The sequence below is a fragment of the Vibrio sp. 10N.261.51.F11 genome, assembly GCF_041471665.1.
GTDB lineage: Bacteria > Pseudomonadota > Gammaproteobacteria > Enterobacterales > Vibrionaceae > Vibrio > Vibrio crassostreae_C.
Map to the genome: position 1 here is coordinate 55,398 of NZ_JBFROW010000019.1, position 21,655 is coordinate 77,052.

At 45.7% G+C, this 21,655-nt stretch carries 18 protein-coding genes; 13 read left to right on the plus strand and 5 right to left on the minus strand.

Translation table 11 applies throughout. From position 1 onward, the window contains the following. The first annotated feature begins 120 nt into the window (after nucleotides 1–120). From ureA to ureG, 7 genes are all read left to right on the plus strand, one after another. Nucleotides 121–423: an urease subunit gamma gene (gene ureA, locus AB4351_RS07140; protein ID WP_004735119.1), complete on the plus strand. Its 303-nt coding sequence runs from the start codon at nucleotides 121–123 to the stop codon at nucleotides 421–423. An 11-nt stretch (nucleotides 424–434) separates the two neighbouring features. After that, entirely contained in the window at nucleotides 435–770 is a 336-nt protein-coding gene (locus AB4351_RS07145; RefSeq protein WP_372125475.1) for an urease subunit beta, read from the plus strand. A gap of 39 nt (nucleotides 771–809) precedes the next feature. Further along, nucleotides 810–2,513, plus strand: coding sequence for an urease subunit alpha (gene ureC / locus AB4351_RS07150; protein WP_017084416.1), 1,704 nt, complete (start codon nucleotides 810–812; stop codon nucleotides 2,511–2,513). A gap of 131 nt (nucleotides 2,514–2,644) precedes the next feature. Continuing rightward, nucleotides 2,645–3,097, plus strand: coding sequence for an urease accessory protein UreE (ureE, locus tag AB4351_RS07155; RefSeq protein ID WP_017074134.1), 453 nt, complete (start codon nucleotides 2,645–2,647; stop codon nucleotides 3,095–3,097). A 74-nt stretch (nucleotides 3,098–3,171) separates the two neighbouring features. Next, nucleotides 3,172–3,768, plus strand: a complete 597-nt coding sequence (locus AB4351_RS07160) for a HupE/UreJ family protein (protein WP_372125478.1) — start codon at nucleotides 3,172–3,174, stop codon at nucleotides 3,766–3,768. A 42-nt stretch (nucleotides 3,769–3,810) separates the two neighbouring features. Further along, complete coding sequence (locus tag AB4351_RS07165; RefSeq protein WP_065584651.1) at nucleotides 3,811–4,491, plus strand: urease accessory protein UreF; 681 nt, start codon at nucleotides 3,811–3,813, stop codon at nucleotides 4,489–4,491. A gap of 46 nt (nucleotides 4,492–4,537) precedes the next feature. Further along, nucleotides 4,538–5,176 (plus strand): urease accessory protein UreG, encoded by a 639-nt coding sequence (ureG, locus tag AB4351_RS07170; RefSeq protein WP_017062498.1) that lies wholly within the window; start codon nucleotides 4,538–4,540, stop codon nucleotides 5,174–5,176. A 93-nt stretch (nucleotides 5,177–5,269) separates the two neighbouring features. Here the strand turns inward: ureG and xseA are convergent, their stop codons facing one another. Next, complete coding sequence (gene xseA, locus AB4351_RS07175; protein WP_372125480.1) at nucleotides 5,270–6,616, minus strand: exodeoxyribonuclease VII large subunit; 1,347 nt, start codon at nucleotides 6,614–6,616, stop codon at nucleotides 5,270–5,272. Nucleotides 6,617–6,860: 244 nt separating this feature from the next. On the opposite strand from xseA, the gene guaB reads away from it, so the two are divergent. The 5 genes from guaB to AB4351_RS07200 all read left to right on the plus strand — a co-directional run bounded on the left by guaB (nucleotide 6,861) and on the right by AB4351_RS07200 (nucleotide 15,230). Then, nucleotides 6,861–8,324, plus strand: a complete 1,464-nt coding sequence (gene guaB / locus AB4351_RS07180; RefSeq protein ID WP_372125482.1) for an IMP dehydrogenase — start codon at nucleotides 6,861–6,863, stop codon at nucleotides 8,322–8,324. A 365-nt stretch (nucleotides 8,325–8,689) separates the two neighbouring features. Further along, entirely contained in the window at nucleotides 8,690–10,243 is a 1,554-nt protein-coding gene (gene guaA, locus AB4351_RS07185; RefSeq protein WP_372125484.1) for a glutamine-hydrolyzing GMP synthase, read from the plus strand. Nucleotides 10,244–10,567: 324 nt separating this feature from the next. Further along, nucleotides 10,568–12,280 (plus strand): glycoside hydrolase family 19 protein, encoded by a 1,713-nt coding sequence (locus AB4351_RS07190; RefSeq protein WP_372125487.1) that lies wholly within the window; start codon nucleotides 10,568–10,570, stop codon nucleotides 12,278–12,280. A 274-nt stretch (nucleotides 12,281–12,554) separates the two neighbouring features. Then, a complete protein-coding gene (locus tag AB4351_RS07195) occupies nucleotides 12,555–14,105 on the plus strand; it encodes a Na+/H+ antiporter NhaC family protein (protein ID WP_372125489.1) in 1,551 nt (516 codons plus the stop codon). Between the two features lie 531 nt (nucleotides 14,106–14,636). Next, nucleotides 14,637–15,230, plus strand: coding sequence for an acetate uptake transporter (locus AB4351_RS07200; RefSeq protein ID WP_010440610.1), 594 nt, complete (start codon nucleotides 14,637–14,639; stop codon nucleotides 15,228–15,230). A gap of 145 nt (nucleotides 15,231–15,375) precedes the next feature. On the opposite strand, the gene AB4351_RS07205 is transcribed toward AB4351_RS07200, so the two are convergent. From AB4351_RS07205 to AB4351_RS07220, 4 genes are all read right to left on the minus strand, one after another. After that, a complete protein-coding gene (locus AB4351_RS07205; RefSeq protein ID WP_017069529.1) occupies nucleotides 15,376–16,923 on the minus strand; it encodes a sodium:alanine symporter family protein in 1,548 nt (515 codons plus the stop codon). Nucleotides 16,924–17,393: 470 nt separating this feature from the next. After that, nucleotides 17,394–18,764 carry an MBL fold metallo-hydrolase gene (locus tag AB4351_RS07210; protein ID WP_372110124.1) on the minus strand — a complete coding sequence of 457 codons (1,371 nt, stop codon included), beginning with the start codon at nucleotides 18,762–18,764 and terminating at the stop codon, nucleotides 17,394–17,396. A 147-nt stretch (nucleotides 18,765–18,911) separates the two neighbouring features. After that, complete coding sequence (locus tag AB4351_RS07215; RefSeq protein WP_065584647.1) at nucleotides 18,912–19,679, minus strand: 1-acylglycerol-3-phosphate O-acyltransferase; 768 nt, start codon at nucleotides 19,677–19,679, stop codon at nucleotides 18,912–18,914. 196 nt (nucleotides 19,680–19,875) lie between these two features. Further along, on the minus strand, nucleotides 19,876–20,814 hold the full coding sequence (locus AB4351_RS07220; protein ID WP_372125491.1) for a hypothetical protein: 939 nt from the start codon (nucleotides 20,812–20,814) through the stop codon (nucleotides 19,876–19,878). Between the two features lie 260 nt (nucleotides 20,815–21,074). Between AB4351_RS07220 and AB4351_RS07225 the strand changes: the two genes are divergently transcribed. Continuing rightward, the gene (locus tag AB4351_RS07225; protein WP_241910585.1) at nucleotides 21,075–21,650 is read left to right on the plus strand and encodes a bifunctional 2-polyprenyl-6-hydroxyphenol methylase/3-demethylubiquinol 3-O-methyltransferase UbiG; all 576 of its coding nucleotides are present in this window, start codon (nucleotides 21,075–21,077) and stop codon (nucleotides 21,648–21,650) included. The last annotated feature ends 5 nt before the right edge of the window (nucleotides 21,651–21,655 follow it).

A 21,655-nucleotide genomic window follows, 5' to 3' on the forward strand; every position in this document is an offset into this window, starting at 1 on the left:
TTGTACCGAGGGCGACTTCCGGCCCTCGGTACATTTTTTCAAGCTTGCTGTGATTGAATCCCACTTACTGCTCATGCGTTTCTGAGCACTAAGAAAACAACACTAACAGCGGGCAGCTAAATGGAATTAACACCAAGAGAAAAAGATAAGCTACTTATCTTCTGCGCAGGAATGCTGGCACAGCAGCGTAAACAGAAAGGCTTAAAACTCAACTACCCAGAATCTATTGCTCTGATCAGCAGTGCCATTCTTGAAGGTGCCCGTGAGGGGAAAACCGTTTCGGAATTGATGGATTTTGGACGCACACTGCTTACCGTCGATGACGTTATGGAGGGGATCCCTTCCATGATCCCAGATGTACAAGTCGAAGCCACTTTTCCCGATGGCACCAAGTTGGTGACCGTTCATGAACCTATCGTGTAGGGAGAAGAAATATGGCTGGATCCACCAAACAATATTCAGGCTTAGTGCCCGGAAAAGTCGAAACCGCTCCCGGTGATATCACTCTAAACGAAGGCCGAGACACGACGTCCGTAAAGGTTCAAAATATAGGCGACCGTCCCGTGCAAATCGGCTCTCATTACCACTTCTATGAAGCAAACCCTTCGCTGATCTTTGACCGAGAAGCTACTAAAGGCTTACGACTCAATATTCCTGCGGGTACTGCAACCCGCTTTGAGCCGGGTCAGTCGCGCAGCGTCGAGTTAGTGCGTTACGCCGGTAAGTTAGAGATCTATGGCTTCCAAGGAAAGGTGATGGGCAAGCTCTAAGCGCTCCCACGGAATAATGAAAATAACAAAGGATTGAACATGGCGACGATATCCAGACAGGCTTATGCCGAAATGTTTGGGCCAACAGTCGGTGACCGAGTGCGTCTTGCTGACACTGATTTATGGCTAGAAGTTGAAAAAGATTACACCGTATACGGCGACGAAGTGAAATTCGGCGGCGGCAAAGTTATCCGTGATGGACAAGGGCAAAGCCAACGTCCAAGTGCCGAAACTCCAGATTTGGTGATCACTAACGCGATTGTGTTGGATTACTGGGGCATCGTAAAAGCCGATGTCGCAGTCAAAGATGGTCGAGTTCAGGCATTGGGCAAAGCGGGCAACCCAGATGTTCAACCGGGCGTTGATATTGTGATTGGCCCGGGCACGGAAATTTTAGCAGGCGAAGGTTCAATCTTGACTGCTGGTGGTATTGATTCACACATTCATTTTATTTGCCCACAACAGATTGAAGAAGCACTGGCGTCAGGTGTGACAACCATGATCGGCGGTGGCACTGGACCAAACACAGGTACTAACGCGACCACATGCACACCGGGGCCTTGGAACATGCACCGCATGCTAGAGTCACTCGATCAATTCCCGATGAACTTTGGTTTGTTAGGCAAAGGCAATGCCAGTCAGCCAGAAGCACTACGTGAGCAAGTAGCGGCAGGCGCGGTGGGTTTGAAGTTACACGAAGACTGGGGAACCACTCCCGCTTCAATCGATACCTGTTTGAGTGTGGCTGACGAGATGGACGTACAAGTTGCGATTCATACCGACACTCTGAATGAATCTGGTTTTGTTGAATCGACACTTGGCGCAATCGGCGACCGCGTGATTCATACCTATCACACCGAAGGTGCGGGCGGTGGTCATGCTCCCGATATTATTCGTGCTGCAGGTGAGCCGAACGTTTTGCCTTCCTCAACCAATCCAACACGCCCTTACACCATCAATACCGTCGATGAGCACTTAGACATGTTGATGGTCTGTCATCACTTGTCACCATCGATTGCTGAAGATGTCGCGTTCGCAGAGTCACGTATCCGCCGTGAAACCATTGCCGCAGAAGACATTCTTCATGACTTAGGTGCCTTTTCGATGATCGCTTCGGACTCACAAGCAATGGGACGTGTAGGCGAGGTGATCACTCGAACTTGGCAAACTGCGCACAAGATGAAAGTTCAGCGCGGCAGCCTAAAAGAAGATTCAGACTACAGCGATAACTTCCGATTAAGACGCTATGTCGCTAAGTACACCATCAACCCAGCGATCACTCATGGTATGTCTCATGAAATCGGCTCTATCGAAGCAGGGAAGTTAGCTGATCTAGTGTTGTGGAAGCCCGCTTTTTTTGGTGTGAAGCCCAGCGTGATTTTGAAAGGTGGCATGATTGCCATGGCACCAATGGGCGATCCAAACGCTTCTATCCCAACCCCTCAACCTGTTCACTATCGCTCTATGTTTGGTAGCTATGGCAAGGCGTGTCAGAACACATCGATGTTGTTTGTCTCTAAAGAAGCCAAAGCGCAGAACATCGATAAGCAATTGGGTTTGCAGAGTTTGATTGGTGTAGTGAGCAACTGCCGAAATATCAGTAAAGCCGACATGAAGCTCAATGATTGGATGCCAAAAATTGAGGTGGATTCTCAGACGTATCAAGTACGCGCCGATGGGGAACTGCTAACTTGTGAGCCTGCTGAAGAACTACCAATGGCACAACGGTATTTTCTATTTTAAGAGCTCGGCTGAAGGCTTTTATTTTAGCGCTGAGCTGAAGGCTCTTGTTCTAGCTCTTAGCTAAGGGCTTTTAGGCTGAAGGCTCCTAATTTAAACGTTATAAATCTCACAAGGAGATTGAGGTAATAGCAATGATTGAACTGACTCAACTGAATACTCAAATGCAAAATGCACCGGATGGCTACTTAAGCCTGCCGATCGATAGCCGAATCAAAAGCCGTCTTAAGGTGATGTTAGATGACGGACGTAATGCCGGCCTGTTTCTACCGCGAGGTCATATCTTGCGTGGTGGCGAACAACTGTCGAGTGAATGTGGCTTGGTAGTGGAAGTGAAAGCGGCACCAGAAACCGTTTCGACTGTTTACTGTGAAGACTTGCTCCTGTTAACGCGAGTGGCGTATCACCTTGGTAACCGTCATGTTCCGCTGCAAGTGGAAGCGGGTTGGGTTCGTTATCAACACGACCATGTTTTAGATGAAATGGTTGAAGGCTTAGGCGCGAAAGTGACCACTGAGAAACAACCGTTTGAACCAGAAGGCGGTGCTTATGGCGGTCGCTCTGGTGGACATCATCACCATCATTAATCGAGTCATTGATGACTCACTAAACGATTTATATAACAACAAATATTAATAACTATAAACGCAAGGAACTCGCGATGAACTTTAAAACAGCTGCAGGCTTATGTACTTTCACACTGGCTTCTCTAACAACATCAACGATGGCTTTCGCTCACCCAGGACATGGGGCGCATTCAGTTCATGAGTCTCACTCGTTTATGTCTGGCTTAACTCACCCTGTGACTGGCATGGATCATCTGATCATGCTGATCGCTTTCGGTCTGTTAATTGGCGCACTTTCATTTTCCACCAAGACAAAAGCAGCTCTGATTGGCGGTGGATTGGTGTCTTTAGTGGTAGGGCTTATCGCAGGCCAAGCCCTAGGTTTCTCTGTGATTGTTGAGCCTGCCATTATCGCTTCTCTGTTTGTCGTCAGCTTATGTTTATGGCATGTATTCTCACCATCAACCAAGCGTGTAAACAGCGTATTAGTTGCTTCGATTGCTATGTTGTTTTTCCATGGTTACGCACACGGCGTTGAAGCCGCGAGCAACCTGACTCAGTTCGCAACAGGCATGAGTATCAGTGCTTTGGCTCTGATGGTTATCGGTACTTTTGTTGGTCGCGCGGTTTACTCTAAATGGTTGTCAGTCGGCGTGGCTTCAGCAAGCGCACTATTGCTGTTAGGCGCGTAGGCTCTCGAACTTATTTGATTCTGGAAGACTGAGGGCACGATTATGACCACAACAGAAAATGTAGCCGTCTATCGTCTGTTTCAATTGATCAGTCCATCGTTGCCGATTGGTGGGTTCACTTATTCGCAAGGCTTAGAGTTAGCGGTTGAAGCGGGGTGGGTGACCGATCGCAACAGCATGGAACAGTGGCTTAATACCATCGTCAGTTCCAGTGTCGCAACTTTGGAATTACCTATCTTAGAGCGTCTTTATCACGCGCTAGAAAAGGGTGAAATCGATGAGATTGAGCATTGGTGTAACTACTTATACTCAAGCCGTGAAACCAGTGAATTGCGAGCGGAAGAAAAGCAGCGTGGGCATGCATTGAACACCTTGTTGAAGCGCTTGGATATCGATATTTCGCTGGTGGATTCTGTTGATAGTCATCCAAACCAATTGTTGGGCATGTGTATGGCGGCTCAGCATTGGGGTATTGATTTAGAGAGCCTCAAGCAGGGTTATTTATGGAGTTGGCTTGAAAACATCGTTACCGCAGGGGTCAAGTTAGTGCCTTTAGGTCAAACCGATGGTCAGTTGGCATTGATTAATATCACCAACACCTTTCCTGAGGTGATCGAAAAGGCCCGCACGATAGAAGATTGGATGATAGGCAGCTTTTCGCCTTCGATGGCATTAGCGAGTTCATTGCACGAAACACAATACACACGACTATTTCGTTCGTAGCGGTTAGCGCGAACGATGTAGCAAAAAGAATATAAGGAAGTAGACAATGGAAAGTTATAAGCAACCACTTCGAATTGGTATTGGCGGCCCGGTAGGGTCTGGTAAAACAGCGCTATTAGAAGTGCTTTGTAAAGCGATTCGCGACAAGCTCAATATCGCAGTGGTAACCAACGACATCTACACTCAAGAAGATGCCAAGATACTTACGCGAGCAGAGGCTCTAGAACCAGATCGTATTATTGGTGTTGAAACGGGTGGCTGTCCGCACACGGCGATCCGTGAAGATGCGTCGATGAACTTAGCTGCGGTAGAAGAGCTTGCCAAGCTGCATAAGAACCTCGATGTGGTATTCGTCGAAAGTGGCGGTGATAACTTGAGTGCGACGTTCAGCCCTGAATTAGCCGATCTTACCATCTACGTGATTGATGTAGCGGAAGGGGAGAAGATCCCACGTAAAGGCGGACCGGGTATTACGCGTTCTGATCTGCTGGTTATCAATAAGATCGATTTAGCACCATATGTGGGTGCGTCACTTGAGGTGATGGAGCAAGACACACAACGCATGCGTCCAACCAAGCCATACGTGTTCACCAACCTCAAAGAGAGCCAAGGGCTAGACTTCATCATCAACTTTATTGTGACTGAAGGGATGCTAACCATGAAGGAGCCTTCTACTACTGAGTAGGGTTGGAATAGGTTAGTTTTTTGAAAGCGTTAGATACTAAAAAGCCCTGTCGATTATCGATAGGGCTTTCTGGTTTGAAACGTTAGGTCGAACTTAAAGCTCGCTCTTAGTCACTCTTGTGGTCACTTGCGACTCAATCACACCGTCTTCAACTTGAGTGGTGATCACTTCACCGACTTCGACATCGTTAATCGATGATACCGTCTTGCTCGATTCTGAATGAGTAATGCTGTAGCCACGCTTTAGGGTTGCCAGTGGACTAACGGTCTCTAACTTCTCTGCAGCCATAGCGAGCTGGTGGCGAGTGGTTAGTAATATCTTGTCCATTGCATCCAATAGCTTTTGCTCTGAACGTTGCAGATGCAGTTTCTGTTCGCCAAGGCGTTTCACTGGCGAGTTCAATTGAAGCTGGTGCTGTTTACGTTCAACACGCTGTGCATGCTGTTTTAGGTATTGAGTCATACCACGACGCAAACGCATATCTAGGTCATCAAGCTGCTGACTCTGCTTTTGAAGTTGGTAGCTAGGGTGTTGCTTCTCTAAGCGGTATTTCAACGTTTGAGTTGATTGCGCCTGTTTGATTAACACATGACGAATCGCACTGACTAAGCGAGCACGTTTAGACGCGAAAGCTTGTTCTTTATGACTGTTATCACGGCTAACCAATTCTGCGGCAGCTGATGGCGTTGGGGCACGCATATCGGCAACGAAATCAGCGATAGTGACATCCACTTCGTGGCCAACGGCGCTGATAATCGGGATTTGGCTTGCTGCGATTGTGCGAGCTACGATCTCGTTATTGAAGCACCATAGGTCTTCCAGTGAGCCGCCACCACGGCCGACGATTAACACATCACATTCATTGCGTTCGTTAGCGCGTCCAATCGCTTGGGCAATCTGAATCGCCGCCTCTTCGCCTTGAACCATGGTCGGGTAAACCACAACCGGTAGCGAAGGATCGCGCCTTTTTAGTACATCAAGAATATCAAACAGCGCTGCACCGGTTTTAGATGTGATAACGCCAACACGTTTTGGGTGTTCAGGAAGAGCTTGCTTACTTGATTGAGCAAACAGTCCTTCTGCGGCAAGGTTCATCTTCAGCTTTTCAAATTCTTGCTGAAGTTTACCGTCACCCTCTGGCTGCATGCTTTCGATGATCAGTTGGTAGTCACCGCGTGGCTCGTAAAGAGATAGGCGAGCTTTGACTAAAACTTGATTGCCGTTCTGAGGCTTAAAGGTCACACGGCGGTTATTGCCACGAAACATGGCGCATTTAACTTGAGCGCGAGAGTCTTTTAGCGTGAGGTACCAGTGACCAGAGACAGGTGCAGAGAAGTTTGAGATTTCACCAACGAGCCAGACTATTCCCATTTCGTTTTCTAATAGGAGACGAACCTCTGAGTTGAGGCGAGAAACAGTAAAGATGTTTGGATTAGTCATAGAAGCACTATCTTTCCTTGAAGGAAGGTCTTTCTTGGAATCTCACAGGGCGTGAGTATGGAAGATAGCGGCAATATAATACATAGCAAGGGGGTAAATGCAAATTAAAAATACAAAAATGTGTAGCCAAGCGATTTCGCCGTGCGTATAATCCGTCTGCAATATCAAATCCAAATCACTTTATTATGCGAAACGATAAAGTTGGGTTTACTCCTTTTAACACCTTTGTTGTGAGATATTGCAAATGCTACGAATCGCAAAAGAAGCTTTAACTTTTGATGACGTTTTACTCGTCCCAGCACACTCAACCGTTCTTCCGAACACAGCTGATCTTCGCACTCAGTTAACGAAAAACATTTCTTTAAACATCCCAATGATCTCTGCATCGATGGATACTGTTACGGAAGCACGCCTAGCAATTGCCCTTGCGCAAGAAGGTGGTATTGGCTTTATTCATAAGAATATGTCAATCGAGCAGCAAGCTGAAATGGTTCGCCAGGTTAAAATTTACGAAGCTGGTGTGGTTTCTCACCCAGTAACTGTAAGCCCTGACGCAACAATCGCTGATGTTGTAGCCCTTACCCAAAAACACGGCTTTGCCGGTTTCCCTGTTGTTACTGAAACAAACGAATTGGTTGGTATTATTACTGGCCGTGACGTGCGCTTTGTTACTGACCTTTCTAAGAAAGTTGATGTAGTAATGACACCTAAAGCTCGCCTTGCTTCTGTTAAAGAAGGTGCAACTCGTGAAGAAGTTCAAGAGAAAATGCACGAAGCGCGTGTTGAAAAAGTTCTTGTTGTAAATGATGACTTCCAACTTACTGGAATGATCACTGCAAAAGATTTCCACAAAGCAGAACGTAAACCAAACGCTTGTAAAGATGAGCGCGGCAGCCTACGTGTAGGTGCAGCTGTTGGTGCTGGTGCTGGTAACGAAGAGCGCGTTGCTGCTCTAGTTGAAGCTGGCGTAGACGTTCTACTTATTGACTCTTCACACGGTCACTCTGAAGGCGTACTTAACCGTATCCGCGAAACTCGCGCTGCATACCCTGATCTACAAATCATCGGTGGTAACGTAGCAACTGGTTCTGGCGCACGTGCTCTTATCGAAGCTGGTGTTAGTGCAGTTAAAGTTGGTATCGGCCCAGGTTCAATCTGTACGACTCGTATCGTTACTGGTGTTGGTGTTCCTCAAGTAACAGCCATCGCAGACGCAGCGGAAGTTGCAAACGAATACGGTATTCCAGTAATCGCAGATGGCGGTATCCGCTTCTCTGGCGATATCTGTAAAGCTATCGTTGCTGGCGCATCTTGTGTGATGGTTGGTTCAATGTTCGCTGGTACTGAAGAAGCACCGGGTGAAGTTATCCTTTACAACGGTCGTTCTTACAAGTCTTACCGTGGTATGGGTTCTCTTGGCGCTATGTCTCAAGGCTCTTCTGACCGTTACTTCCAATCTGACAACGCTGCAGACAAGCTTGTTCCAGAAGGTATTGAAGGTCGTATCGCATACAAAGGTCGTCTAAAAGAGATCGTTCACCAACAGATGGGCGGTCTACGCTCAAGCATGGGCTTAACGGGTTCTGCAACTGTTGAAGACATGCGTACTAAAGCTGAGTTTGTTCGTATCTCTGGTGCGGGCATGAAAGAATCTCACGTACACGATGTTCAAATCACGAAAGAAGCACCTAACTACCGTTTAGGTTAATAATACGTCCAAACGTTTGAATAATGTGCTGATTTAGTCGGCACATTAATATACCAATCGTAGTAAATAACTGGTCATCCTAGCTTGTTAAAAACCTCGATAACTTCGTTAGAATTTTTGATTGTAGAATAACTACTTATCAGAAAATCCTGCCTCGTTCTCAGGCTTTTTTCCTACGCTATTCCTGAACACTTACTTACTGTGATTGGTATTATATCTACCGCCTGTTTTGTTAAAAGTCCGATTGTCTCAAAACACGTGGTTAAAGATATCTAACGAAAACGTTTGCTTTATTTCTTGAAGAGTTAATCAGAGGTGAGTAAACTCACCTCCGTTTTATCACATAGCCAATAAGACTGCTTACAATGACTAAAAATATTCATGACCAACGTATTCTAATTCTGGACTTCGGTTCTCAATACACACAGCTAGTAGCTCGTCGTATTCGTGAGATCGGTGTTTACTGTGAACTTTGGAGCTGGGACGTAGAAGAAGCGGATATTCGTGAATTCAATCCAGACGGCATCATCCTATCTGGTGGTCCTGAAAGTGTAACGGAGGAGAACTCTCCACGTGCACCTCAGTACGTATTTGATTCAGGTGTTCCTGTATTCGGTATCTGCTACGGCATGCAAACTATGGCTGAGCAACTTGGCGGTAAAGTAGCAACGTCTACTGAGCGCGAGTTCGGCTACGCAGCGGTACAAGTGACTGGCGAATCAGCACTTTTCGCTGACCTTGAGTCTACTCAAGATGTTTGGATGAGCCACGGCGACAAAGTAGTTGAGATTCCAGCCGATTTTACAAAAATCGCAGAGACAGACACTTGCCCATACGCAGCAATGGCAAACGAAGATAAGAAATACTACGGTGTTCAATTCCACCCAGAAGTAACACACACTAAAAACGGCCTAAAAATGCTTGAGAACTTCGTTCTTAACGCGTGTGGTTGTGAAGGTCTGTGGACTTCAGCGTCTATCATTGAAGATGCAGTTGCACGTATTAAAGAACAAGTAGGTGACGACGAAGTTATCCTTGGCCTTTCTGGTGGTGTGGATTCATCTGTAGTTGCGATGCTTGCTCACCGCGCTATCGGCGACAAACTAACATGTGTATTTGTTGATAACGGCCTTCTTCGTTTAAACGAAGGCGAGCAGGTTATGGACATGTTTGGTGACAAATTCGGCCTTAACATCATTAAAGTTGATGCTGAAGAACGTTTCCTTAAAGCTCTGGAAGGCGAAGCTGAACCAGAAGCTAAGCGTAAAATCATCGGTCACGTATTCGTAGATATCTTCGATGAAGAGTCTAAGAAACTATCTAATGCTAAATGGCTTGCTCAGGGTACTATCTACCCAGACGTAATCGAGTCTGCAGCATCTAAGACAGGTAAAGCACACGTAATCAAATCTCACCACAACGTTGGTGGCCTTCCTGATGATATGGAAATGGGTCTTGTTGAACCTCTACGTGAGCTGTTTAAAGATGAAGTACGTAAGATCGGCCTTGAGCTTGGTCTTCCATACAACATGCTTTACCGCCACCCATTCCCGGGTCCTGGTCTAGGTGTTCGTGTTCTTGGCGAAATCAAGAAAGAGTACTGTGATCTACTGCGTCGCGCAGATGCTATTTTCATTGAAGAGCTTCACGCTGCTGACCTTTACCACAAAGTATCTCAAGCATTCACGGTATTCCTACCAGTACGTTCAGTTGGCGTAATGGGCGATGGCCGTAAGTACGATTGGGTTGTATCTCTACGTGCCGTAGAAACTATCGACTTCATGACTGCTCACTGGGCACACCTACCATACGACTTCCTAGGTAAGGTTTCTAACCGTATTATCAACGAAGTTAACGGCATTTCACGTGTTGTTTACGATATTTCTGGTAAGCCACCAGCAACTATCGAGTGGGAATAATCTCTTAGAGATTTAACCAGCTTTGATTAAGATCTTAAGCCTCGAACTCAGTTCGGGGCTTTTTTCTTTTCGATTGATTATATTGATTCATTACATTAAAGGCTTATGAGCAATACCTCGAAATCAAATGAACAATAACTAGAAACCAAATGAGTTGGAAACTAGATATCAGCTCAAGAAACCATGAGACGCTTTGTTGTGCTGAGCCATGTATCAAAAAGATCACTCGCACTTTTTATAAATTCACACAGCTACAGCTAGGCCATTTCACATGTGAAGCATACTCTTTGATGGACTTATTAAGGACAGATAAGAGAATCCATCATGTTAAAAATCAAATATTTGGCGACAGTACTGGGCTGCACTTTAGCAGCGCAAAGTCATGCGTCTTTGAACATTCAACCTGATCCGCAAAATCCGAATGGTTACCTTGTTGAAAAGTCGGCTCTACAAGCTGCTGAACAAGCGAAAACATCCGATCCTATGTATGCGATCTGGTCACAGGCCCTTCAAACTCGCCCGAATACAATCGTTGAAGCGATTGAACCCGGTTCCCCCTCGAATCCTGAAAACATAAAGCGTGTAGAGCGCGTGTTCCCTCAATCTGAATGGGACTTCCTCACTCAGATGGCAGCGCCAGAATACACCTACACTCGCTTCTTACGTGCGATCGGTAAATTCCCAGCGTTCTGTGGAGAGTACACCGATGGCCGTGACTCCGATGCCATCTGTAAGAAATCCATCATCACGGCCTTTGCTCACTTTTCACAAGAGACGGGTGGGCACATCGCGATAGACAACACCTCTGATAATCCATTAGCTCTAGAAGAGTGGCAGCAAGCGCTGGTGCATGTTCGCGAAATGGGTTGGTCTGAAGGCCAAGAAGGTTACACCACCGGTTGTGGTCAGAACGATTGGCAGAATGCCCGTTGGCCATGTGCTGCGGGACAGGGCTACTTCGGACGTGGTGCTAAACAGCTTTCTTACCATTTTAATTATGGCGCGTTCTCTGAAGTGATGTTTGATGGTGACGCGACGGTGCTTCTCAACAATCCGGGCTTAGTGGCGGACTCTTGGTTGAACTTAGCTTCTGCTATTTGGTTTTTCCTTACCCCTCAAGCACCTAAACCAGCTATGCTGCATGTCATCGACCGCACTTGGACGCCATCTCAACGCGAATTGGATGCGGGTATTGGTTATGGCTTTGGTACCACAATCAACGTGATCAATGGTGGTATTGAATGTGGCGAGCAGAACAAAGACAAAGGCCAACCCGTTAACCGTATTCGTTATTGGGAAGGGTTAGCAGCGCACTATGAAATTCCGGTAGAAGCGGATGAAGCCAATACTTGTTGGCAGCAAACGCCTTACGGAAGCTTAAACCTCAACGGAGCAACGGATGTGTTGTACACCAACTGGGATGGTAACTGGAAATACTACGCAGACCGCCCAGAAGGTTACTCGTTTGAGTGTGAGCTTGTTGGTTTCCAAACGGCTTATTCCGCACTGGTGGCTGGTGATTACGAGAAGTGTGTGACCAACTTCTATGGTTCTCATGCGAGTTGGCCTGAAGTGAAAGTTGTCGATAAGCTGGATCCGGTAGATCCTGGTACTGATCCGGGTGGTAATGGTTGGAGTGCGACCAAGGTTTACAACGCGGGTGACCAAGTGACGCATAACGGCGCAACCTATGAAGCGAAATGGTGGACACAAGGGGATGACCCTGCCAATGGTGGCCCTTGGAAACTAGTAGCGGGCGAGCCAACACCACCAGTTGTGACAGATCCAACGCCTGTTGATCCTGCCCCTGTCGATCCAGAACCAGTAGACCCTGCACCCGTTGAACCACCTGTGACAGAACCGCCAGTGGTTGTCGATCCATCTGAATTTATTACGTGGCAAGCCGGTGTTAGCCAAGTGAGTAATGGCGATAAAGTGACGCATAACGGTAAGTGCTTCGTGGCTAAAAACGGCCCAGGTGTTTGGGAAAGCCCAGTTCAATCGAATTGGTTCTGGGATGAAATCAGCTGTAATTGATAGTCTGAATACTGAAGAGGTGGCCTAAGTTACGAGCTCAGTAGTACGACCATAGCGATATAAATAATCAAAAGCCGAAAGTTTCTACTTTCGGCTTTTTTCCGTTTCGAACTTGGCTATTTAAGCAGGGTGATTGGTCTATTTGGCTATGTTGAAGCGCATTTAAAGACTAATTATCCAGTTAGAGGATAAAGTTCTGTACAAATGATGCTTGTGAATTTATATTCAAATTTAATTTATATTTATTCTCTTATTTTAGGGTTAAGGTGTACCTATGGAACAGACAGATGTCACGTCACTCATCCCCATTGTGATTACTTTGGTGTTGTCATTGGCGACAAGGAATGTGGTGATAGGCCTTTTTGCTGGTGTGCTGAGTGGTGTTGCAATGCTGACTGGCATGTTTAGCGAACTTAACCCGCTTGATACGTTTGGTACCATGGTGAAAGGTTACCTAGTCCCTCAACTTACCGACAGCTATAACGCTGGTGTGATCATGCTGTTGGTATTCATCGGTGGCTTTGTCGCATTGATGGAAAAGTCCGGTGGTGGCGTCGCGTTTGCAAAGCAAGTGACTCAGTGGGTAAGCAATAAATGCCAAGCTCAATTGTCAGCATGGTTGGGTGGAATCGTTATATTTTTCTCAGACTTAGGCACCCCTTTAATTGTTGGCCCTGTTTTTCGTCCCCTTTTCGATAAACTGAAACTTTCTAGACAGAAGCTAGCATTCATCATTGATTCAACCTCGTCGCCCGTTGCTATTCTTATCCCTTTCATTGGATGGGGTGTTTACATCATGAGCCTTATTCAGAAAGAGTTCACGGCGTTGAATGTCAACATGTCCGATTGGGATGCCTTCATCGGTGCGATTCCTTTTCAGTTCTACGCATTTCTTGCGATTTTCATCGTTCCGCTTGTGTCCGTTAAAGGTTTAGACTTTGGGCCAATGGCAAAAGCCGAGCGTGATTGCCAGGCGGGAATTAACTCTGGCGTGAATAACGAATCACTAAATCCGTTCTCGCATAAAAATGCAAAGGCATCTTTTGTCTGGGCACCATTGTTAGTGATGCTGGTGGTGTTGTGTGCCATGTTGGTTCCACAAGGCTTCCCGTTCCAAAAGGTCGCAGGTTCATCATTTAGAGCGGCGTTATCATCGGCTTATTTCTTTGCGGCGATTACATTAATTTCGTTAATGGCTTACTACGGTGTAAGAAAGTTGTCTGATGGTGTTTCTGTGTACTTAAAAGGCATGGGAAACATGATGCCAGTCGCGATCATCTTGGTATTGGCTTGGGCATTAAGCACCGTTGGTAAAGAGTTGGGTGCGGCAGCTTATATTGCTGAGCAAGCACAGAGCGGCTTTCCATATTGGTTAGTACCTGCGGTCGCGTTTTTATTATCGGCTATCATTTCATTCGCAACGGGATCGTCGTGGGGAACCTTCGCGATAATGATGCCATTGGTTATTCCAACCGCGATTGCGATAGATGCTCCCCTTCTCGTCGCAATTGGCGCTGTGTTGTCTGGTGGCTTGTTTGGTGACCATTGCTCACCGATTTCTGAAACCACGATTCTTTCTTCAACCGGGGCAGGGTGTGATCAGTTTGAACACTTTAAGACGCAGCTTCCTTACGCATTGATGAACGGCTCTATTGCTCTGATTAGTTTTGTAGTCGCAGGCTTTACGGGAAGTGCATTGGTTGTGTTAGGCGCTCTTGTTGCTCAGTTGATTGTCGTGACGTTGTTAGCCAAGCGCGATGCGAGTAAAAACGCTTCTTCAGACGTTCAATCTCAAGTGTCTGAGTCTAAAGCTCAACAAGCATAATTTAAGATAACGGGTGAGTGAGTAGATACGGGATGCGAGTAAACGAGTAACGAAAAGCTCGCCATCTGTTGCCTACGTTTGCTATTAAGGGGGCGCTTACTCAAATCTAAAGACTCTTTTCGCATCCCCATCTCGTTTATCGTACCTAAAAAAAACTCGTCATTCCCCACAGTAAGTAACGAACGTGACAGAGGGCTCTTGTGTGCCGCAAGTGCTCATATCGAAGAGTAGATTCCAGATATCCCGTCCCTCGATTCTAGAGTGACGTAGCACCAGGCTTTGTCTCATTGCCTCAACACTTACCTCACTCGTCATTCCTTACAGTGAGGAACGAACGTGATAGGGAACCTGTTTATTGATAGTTTCGGTGAATTGAATAGATTCATTATGAAACTAATTTTCCATAAGATCATTTACACAATCTTAGTTTTCGATAACTGGATTACCTAGTTGTACGGTTTATAGATTAAAATTTTCTGACAACTTTTATTGTTTTTTTTTAATCAACCACTTTAATAAGGTAAATTCGCAATGTCGACCAAACTAGCTAACCCAGCGCCACTAGGCTTAATGGGTTTCGGTATGACCACTATTCTTCTTAATATCCACAACGCAGGTTTCTTTCCAATCGATTCGATGATTCTTGCTATGGGTATTTTTTACGGTGGTTTGAGCCAAGTTATCGTGGGCACAATGTGTTTCAAACGTGGTGACACGTTCGGTACAACTGCGTTTACTTCTTACGGCCTATTCTGGTTGTCTTTGGTTGGTTTAATCGTGATGCCTTACATGGGTCTACCTGCAAGCCCTGCAGCATTCATGGGTTGGTACCTACTACTATGGGGCATCTTCACAGGCTTCATGTTCATTGGCTCTCTATGCTACCCAGTGGCGAAGCAAGTAGTATTCGGTTCACTAACTATCTTGTTCTTCCTACTTGCAGCTCGTGATTTCACTGGCAGCGAACTAATCGGCACTATCGCTGGTTTTGAAGGTATCTTCTGTGGCGCTTCAGCTATCTACTTTGCAATGGCACAAGTAATCAACAACGAATACGGCCGCACAGTACTGCCTATCGGTGAGAAGAAAGCCCCTCAAATGGCAACACAAGAAATCGCTGCTTAATACTCTAACTCGGGAACAGTTAGTTTGTTATAAGCCATTTATTGGTTATGAATAAAACAAAAGGGGTTAGCCGAAATAGCTAACCCCTTTTTTATGCGTTATTAATAGCACTATTTGTTAAAGCGATCTATTTGCTAAGGAAAGCTTAAGCTGAAGGTTGCTCTACAGGTTTAGTGTCTGCAGCTTCTGCTTCAGGAGACTTGCCTGTTTTACGCTTGTACTTCTCTTCCCAGTAAGTTGCACCTTTAATGCCTAGTTTTACAGGGTTGAATGTGTACTCAGTTACGCCTTGTTTCTGCTGTTCTTCGTAGTCAGCTAGAGCTTTAAGCGCAGGCTTAGACATGAAGAAGATGATCAGAATACCAACGATGTTTAACCATGCCATCAAGCCAACACCAACATCACCCATTGCCCATGCAAGGTTCGCTGTTTTAACTGTGCCATAGAAAACGGCAGTGATAAGAACAAGCTTAAGTACGAACATCATGCCAGGGATCTTGATGGTACGACGTAGGTAAGCAATATTCGTTTCTGCGATGTAGTAGTAAGCAAGAATCGTTGTAAATGCGAAGAAGAACAGAGCAAATGCGATGAATGGCTTACCAATGCCTGGTAGTGCACTTTCAATAGCAAGCTGTGTAAATACAGGACCATTCGCACCGATGTTTGCTGCTAGGTTCTGAACAAGGAACACACCCTCAGCGCCGCCGTGAACGTTGTAAGCACCAGTGATGATGATCATGAACGCTGTAGCAGAACATACTAGAAGAGTATCGATGTAGATAGAGAATGCTTGTACCAAACCTTGCTGAGCTGGGTGATCAACACTTGCAGCCGCTGCCGCGTGAGGACCAGTACCTTGACCCGCTTCGTTTGAGTAAACACCACGTTTAACACCCCAACCAATTGCAGCACCGAAGCCTGCCATAGGTGTGAATGCATCACCAACAATCATTGCGAAAACCGTTGGCACTTGGCTGATGTTTAGCAGAATGATAACGAACGCGATGATGATGTAAGCCAATGCCATGAAAGGAACAACGATTTGTGTGAAGTTCGCAATACGTTTAACACCACCAAAGATGATGAAAGCAAGGATGATAGCAACAACAGTACCGGTGAAAATTTTAGCGAAACTGAATGTACCGACAGCTGTTTCAATCATGTCACCTGAGCCAAATGCAGCTTCTACAGCATTACCAATACTGTTTGACTGAACACCTGGAAGCAAAATACCACATGCAAAAATAGTCGCGATAGCGAAGATCCATGCGTACCACTTCTGACCCATTGCTTTTTCAATGTAGTAAGCCGGACCACCACGGAACTGGCCTTCGTCTTCTTCTTTGTAGATTTGCGCTAGCGTAGATTCTGCATAAGCAGTCGCGGCGCCAAAGAAGGCTACAACCCACATCCAGAATACGGCACCTGGGCCGCCGAAACCGATAGCGGCAGCAACACCAGCAATGTTACCTGTACCGACACGGCCAGATAGAGAAACGGCCAGAGCTTGGAAAGACGAGATGCCTTTTGATGAGCTTTTACCCGATAGTAGCAAGCGCCACATTTCAAAGAAGTGACGGATTTGAACAAATCGAGTCATGATGGAGTAGAACAAACCTGCACCTAAACATAGGTAGATAAGTACTGGACTCCAGATTATTCCATTCAAAAAATCAACGAATGACTGCATGAGTATTTTCCCTGTTAGTTTTGCTTATGATTGTTTTTCGAACAACACAATACTTCACTTGTAACCCGAGTGTTAAATTATTTAACTGCCTATTAGGATTACTGTGACATAAAGCATGTTACAGGGGGTGTTTGTTAACGCTTAGTGCTAATTTGATAATCGTTCCATTAAAATTGATATGCAATTAGTTGTTTTTAGTGTCGGTTTGTAAAGTGAATAAATAGTGATTAATACAAATTTTCGAAACTCACAATATGTGTCAGAAGGGAAAATAGAAGAAAAATGAGAGGAAACGTTGTTCAGTACTCATGACTGTTAACACATTACGACGGCAAAGACGCAAGAATATATCACCGATATAGTGAAATTAGGCAGGTTTAAGGGGAGGTATTATTTAAAATATCAGTAGTAATTTTTAGAACTTTCCGTAAGGATTACCGCAATCAGAAATCGTGAATCAATCGCCTGTTTTAAACGACTTTAAATCCTTTCCCAACCAAAGCTTGAGCGAACTCAGACTGAGTGTTTGGATCTCCGTGAATCAAATGTACCTCTTTGGGTGGCACGGTTATTTCTTCTATAAATCGATTGAGATCATCTTTATCAGCATGAGCAGAGTAGCCAGACATACTATGGATCTGAGCCTTCACCTCAACGTGTTGGTTATCGATGGAAACCTGTTTTTCGCCTTGTTGCAGCTCTCGTCCGAGCGTCCCGTGCGCTTGATAGCTCGCTAAAATTACATCGGTTCGTTTATCGGGAAGCAAGGCAGATAAGTAGTTCATTATCCTACCACCCTGACACATCCCAGAAGCTGCGACCACAATCGCGGGTTCACCTGTCGACTTGAGGCGATTCACGATTTTCTTGTGCATTCTATGTCCATCGACGGTAATGCACTGCTCAAAAGCGAGTGGGTGGCGTTCCAGTTCAAGACGCTGCTTTGCTTCTTGTCCCCACAACTCTTTAAAGCGTCGGTATGAACGTGTCACTTTCTGAGCCATCGGAGAATCGAGAATAATAGGAATATCGCTACTGAGTTGATGCTCAAAGATCAGGTGCTCGATATCAAACAGCAGTTCCTGAGTTCTGCCGATACTGAAGGCCGGAATTAGAATAACGCCACCGTCGAGCAGTGAACGATCAATTATTGCTTTGAGGCGCTCAGCTCGCGTAGCGATATCATCATGAGTACTGGTGCCATAAGTGGATTCGATAAACAGATAGTCGGCTTGTCGTGGTGGCTTAGGATCGGGCAGTAGTGGTGTGTTACTTGGGCCCAAATCGCCAGAGAAGACTACCACCTCTTGGTTGGGTAATTTAATCTCGATATAGGCAGAACCTAAGATGTGCCCCGCAGGTTGAAAGCGAGCATGTAGAGTATTTGGCCTATGATGATCCTTTCCGTTGTTTTGCTGTTTAGACGTGATTGGAAACCATTCCCCGTAAGGCTTGGGAGCAATTAGCGAATGAATCTTTTTGAGTATCAGCTTCGATTGTTTATTGCTGAGCCCTTGCAGTTTTAAGCCATCCTCAATCATTAAAGGAGCGAGTTCGGCGGTGGCTTGCGTGCAATAAATTGGCTGGTTAAATCCACTGGCGAGTAACCAAGGTAATCGACCAATATGATCAATGTGAGTATGGGTCAGCAGCAGAGCGTTGAGGTGGGACGTTTCAAATTCAATATCAAGAGGGCGTGCATCTTCTCCTTGAAGCTTTTTACCTTGAAGATCTAAACCTTGAAATAAGCCACAATCGATGAGTACCGCTTGGCCTGAATCTCTTAATTCGTGACAAGATCCTGTGACAGTATGTTTGCCACCATGGTGAATCACTTCCATCGTTTACTCCCATTGCTCTATAAGGCAGATAACGCCTGTTTTTATTTTGCGGATAAGCGCCAGCAAGTAAAACAAGAACAATGAGAGTTGCGATCGTTGAGTGTCTTTTTAAGTAACTGAGCGATGACTCAGTGGTTTCGTTGCGAGTTAGTTCGTAGAAGAACGATCTGAATCCAACTCTGTTTTTTGCTGCGCCTCTAAACGAGCCACTTCGGCATCAAGCTCTGCTATTTTCTCTGCCATGAGTGCGTGACAGCGATTGGCCAACTCTCTCGCATCGCTAAGCTTGTATCCGGATACATCGATAGGTTCCAACATCTCGGTGATCACAATGCCATTATTGGCACGATTAAAGTCGATCTTATTGTGCGTGGTGCTAGTACACATCGGGGTGATAGGCACACCAGCTTCAATTGCCATTCGGAAAGCGCCTGTTTTGAATGGCAGTAGTCCACGCCCTTTACTACGGGTTCCTTCCGGGTAAACCCAAACAGACAGATCTCTCTGATGAATCGCTTCCGCCACTTGCTTGATGGTATCGCGTGCTTTGGATTTGTCTTCGCGGTTAATCATGATGTTACCGGTGATCCAATACAGCAGGCCAAAGAAAGGCACGTACAACAAATCGCGTTTGCCCAATGAAACAGTGCGTGGTCTTAGCATTCCTGGATCGGTCACAAAATCCAATATGCTTTGGTGGTTAGAGATGTAGACGCTGTTTTCTGGTGTCGGGGCATTGTCTAGGCCGCGTTGCACCAGTTTTACACCGATGATCTTTTGGAGTTGGTTGAACCAACGACAGAAAACGTACACATGCTTGGGGTTCTTGGGGCTAAACAAGCAGTAAACAAAAGCACATAGAGTGGTGAAAATAATAAACACCGTAGCCAAAATAATACGAAGAACAGCAAGCACAATTCACTCCTTACTCACCGCAGATGGCAGTGATTAAATAGTTTTAGATGCTTGAAGTTTTCACTCTATTTAACCGAATTGCAACAATTAACTGTTATAGGGTTCTGTTTTTAGATCTTTATATAAAACAAGGACTAACAATGGGTGTTTGACACGATTATCGAGCTTACACGTGTTCACCTGTAGCGAGGCATGTTCACCAATGCTGTTTATTTGGATCCAACTCTTTTACCCATTCAGGATCTTGACGCGACTCTAAATAGAGTTGTAGGCCGTTATAGGACATGAAAGCTGCAGGGCCGCCGAGGTGCTCGAAATAGTCAAAATACTCATCTTCGAGAGCACAAAGGTGGGCTAAATCTTTAACCTTGTTAGCCAGCGCCCACTGAATGGCAAATACAGGCGCTATTGAGCCTGAAATATTCACCTCTTCGACGTTTGGGTTAAACATTGAATTAGCTTGCTCAAGCAGTATCTCTTCTTGTTCAGACTCTTGTTGTAGTACCTCTTCGACGATCTCCGAGCGCTTGGTATTAGAGACATTCTTGTTCAGCTTGGCGATTCGCAGTGCGTAGCTAAACCTTTCTGATGAAACGATGTCGACAAGCTGCGACAACAGCTCTTTGTCTACGCCTGCTGCCTTGGTGAAATAGTCGATACATGAATTGATTGAGGCATAACGAGTACCGTCAAACTCAAAGCCACTGGTTTCGTCGTATACCTCAAGTGGGATGTCATCAACCGACAAAGGCCAGCCTTTATAATCGACGCGTTGCTTGGCGATTTGATACATCTTCCAAGCGCTGCGCCCAAACCCACCGAGCGTCGAACCCGAGAAATCAGAATCAATAAGCTCTTGCTCCGTCCAGTTCTCACCGATGCCAAGGTGCTTAGCGTACTTGTCTATCAGAGTGTGTTTTATCTGATCGCGCACTGACCAAATTGAGGTTAGATTCTTTGAATAGTTAATTCTCGCACACTCATTACAAGCCGGCAGTGCTATCGGTGAATGGCCAATCTTGGCAACTGCCTGCGCTGTCTTAGGAAATTCAACAAGGTTACTGGAAGGCTCACCACAAAACCAACAGGTGTGGCGTAGGTTGAACGGGGTATCTATATGTGAGTATGTGTTCATTAGTCTAATTCTGCAGGGGGTGAGGTTGGGGTAGCATCAAAATAATTATCCCTGTTCACGTGTCACCTTGCACCTGGTTTGTTTCATTTTTCTGCGGAGTTTAGTTTGTAGTGGTTATTGATAGGGTGATGAGAGAGACGGTCAATATGCTATTTGGGCTTAGGTTGTTAAGGATGAATATCGAGCTGATACACAACAACACTTCCTCTTTTTCAATATGTTAGAATGGGTGAATTAAATGACACACTGAGAGTGGACTCGTGACTTATTACGATCAGAATGCTGAACTATTTTTTTCAGGAACGGTTGAGGTTGACATGGCCCCTGTTTATCAAAGGTTTATACCGTTACTCAATGACGGCGCAAGCATTCTTGATGCGGGCTGCGGATCTGGTCGTGACACCTTGTATTTTCACAAAGCAGGGTTTGCAGTCACAGCCTTTGATCTCAGCGAGCAACTTGTGGAGCTCGCGAGGCAACATACATCGCTTCCGATTCAGCAATGTGCGTTTACTCGCTTTGAAAGTACTACGCAATATGATGGTATCTGGGCGTGTGCTTCTCTGCTGCATGTTTCGTTATCTGAGCTACCTGAAACTCTGGAGCACTTATCCTCCTACCTTAAACCCAAAGCCGTGTTTTATTGTTCTTTTAAGTATGGAGACAAGGAAGTCGTAAAAGGGGGGCGCCGGTTTACCAATTTGACGGAAAGCAGTTTGCTGACCGTTTTAGAAGGAACTCAGTTGGAGGTTAAGGAAGTTTGGCAGACCGGTGATCAGCGGCCAGATAGGGTCGAAGAACGTTGGCTAAATGCGTTGCTGATTAAGAAAGGGTAATATTT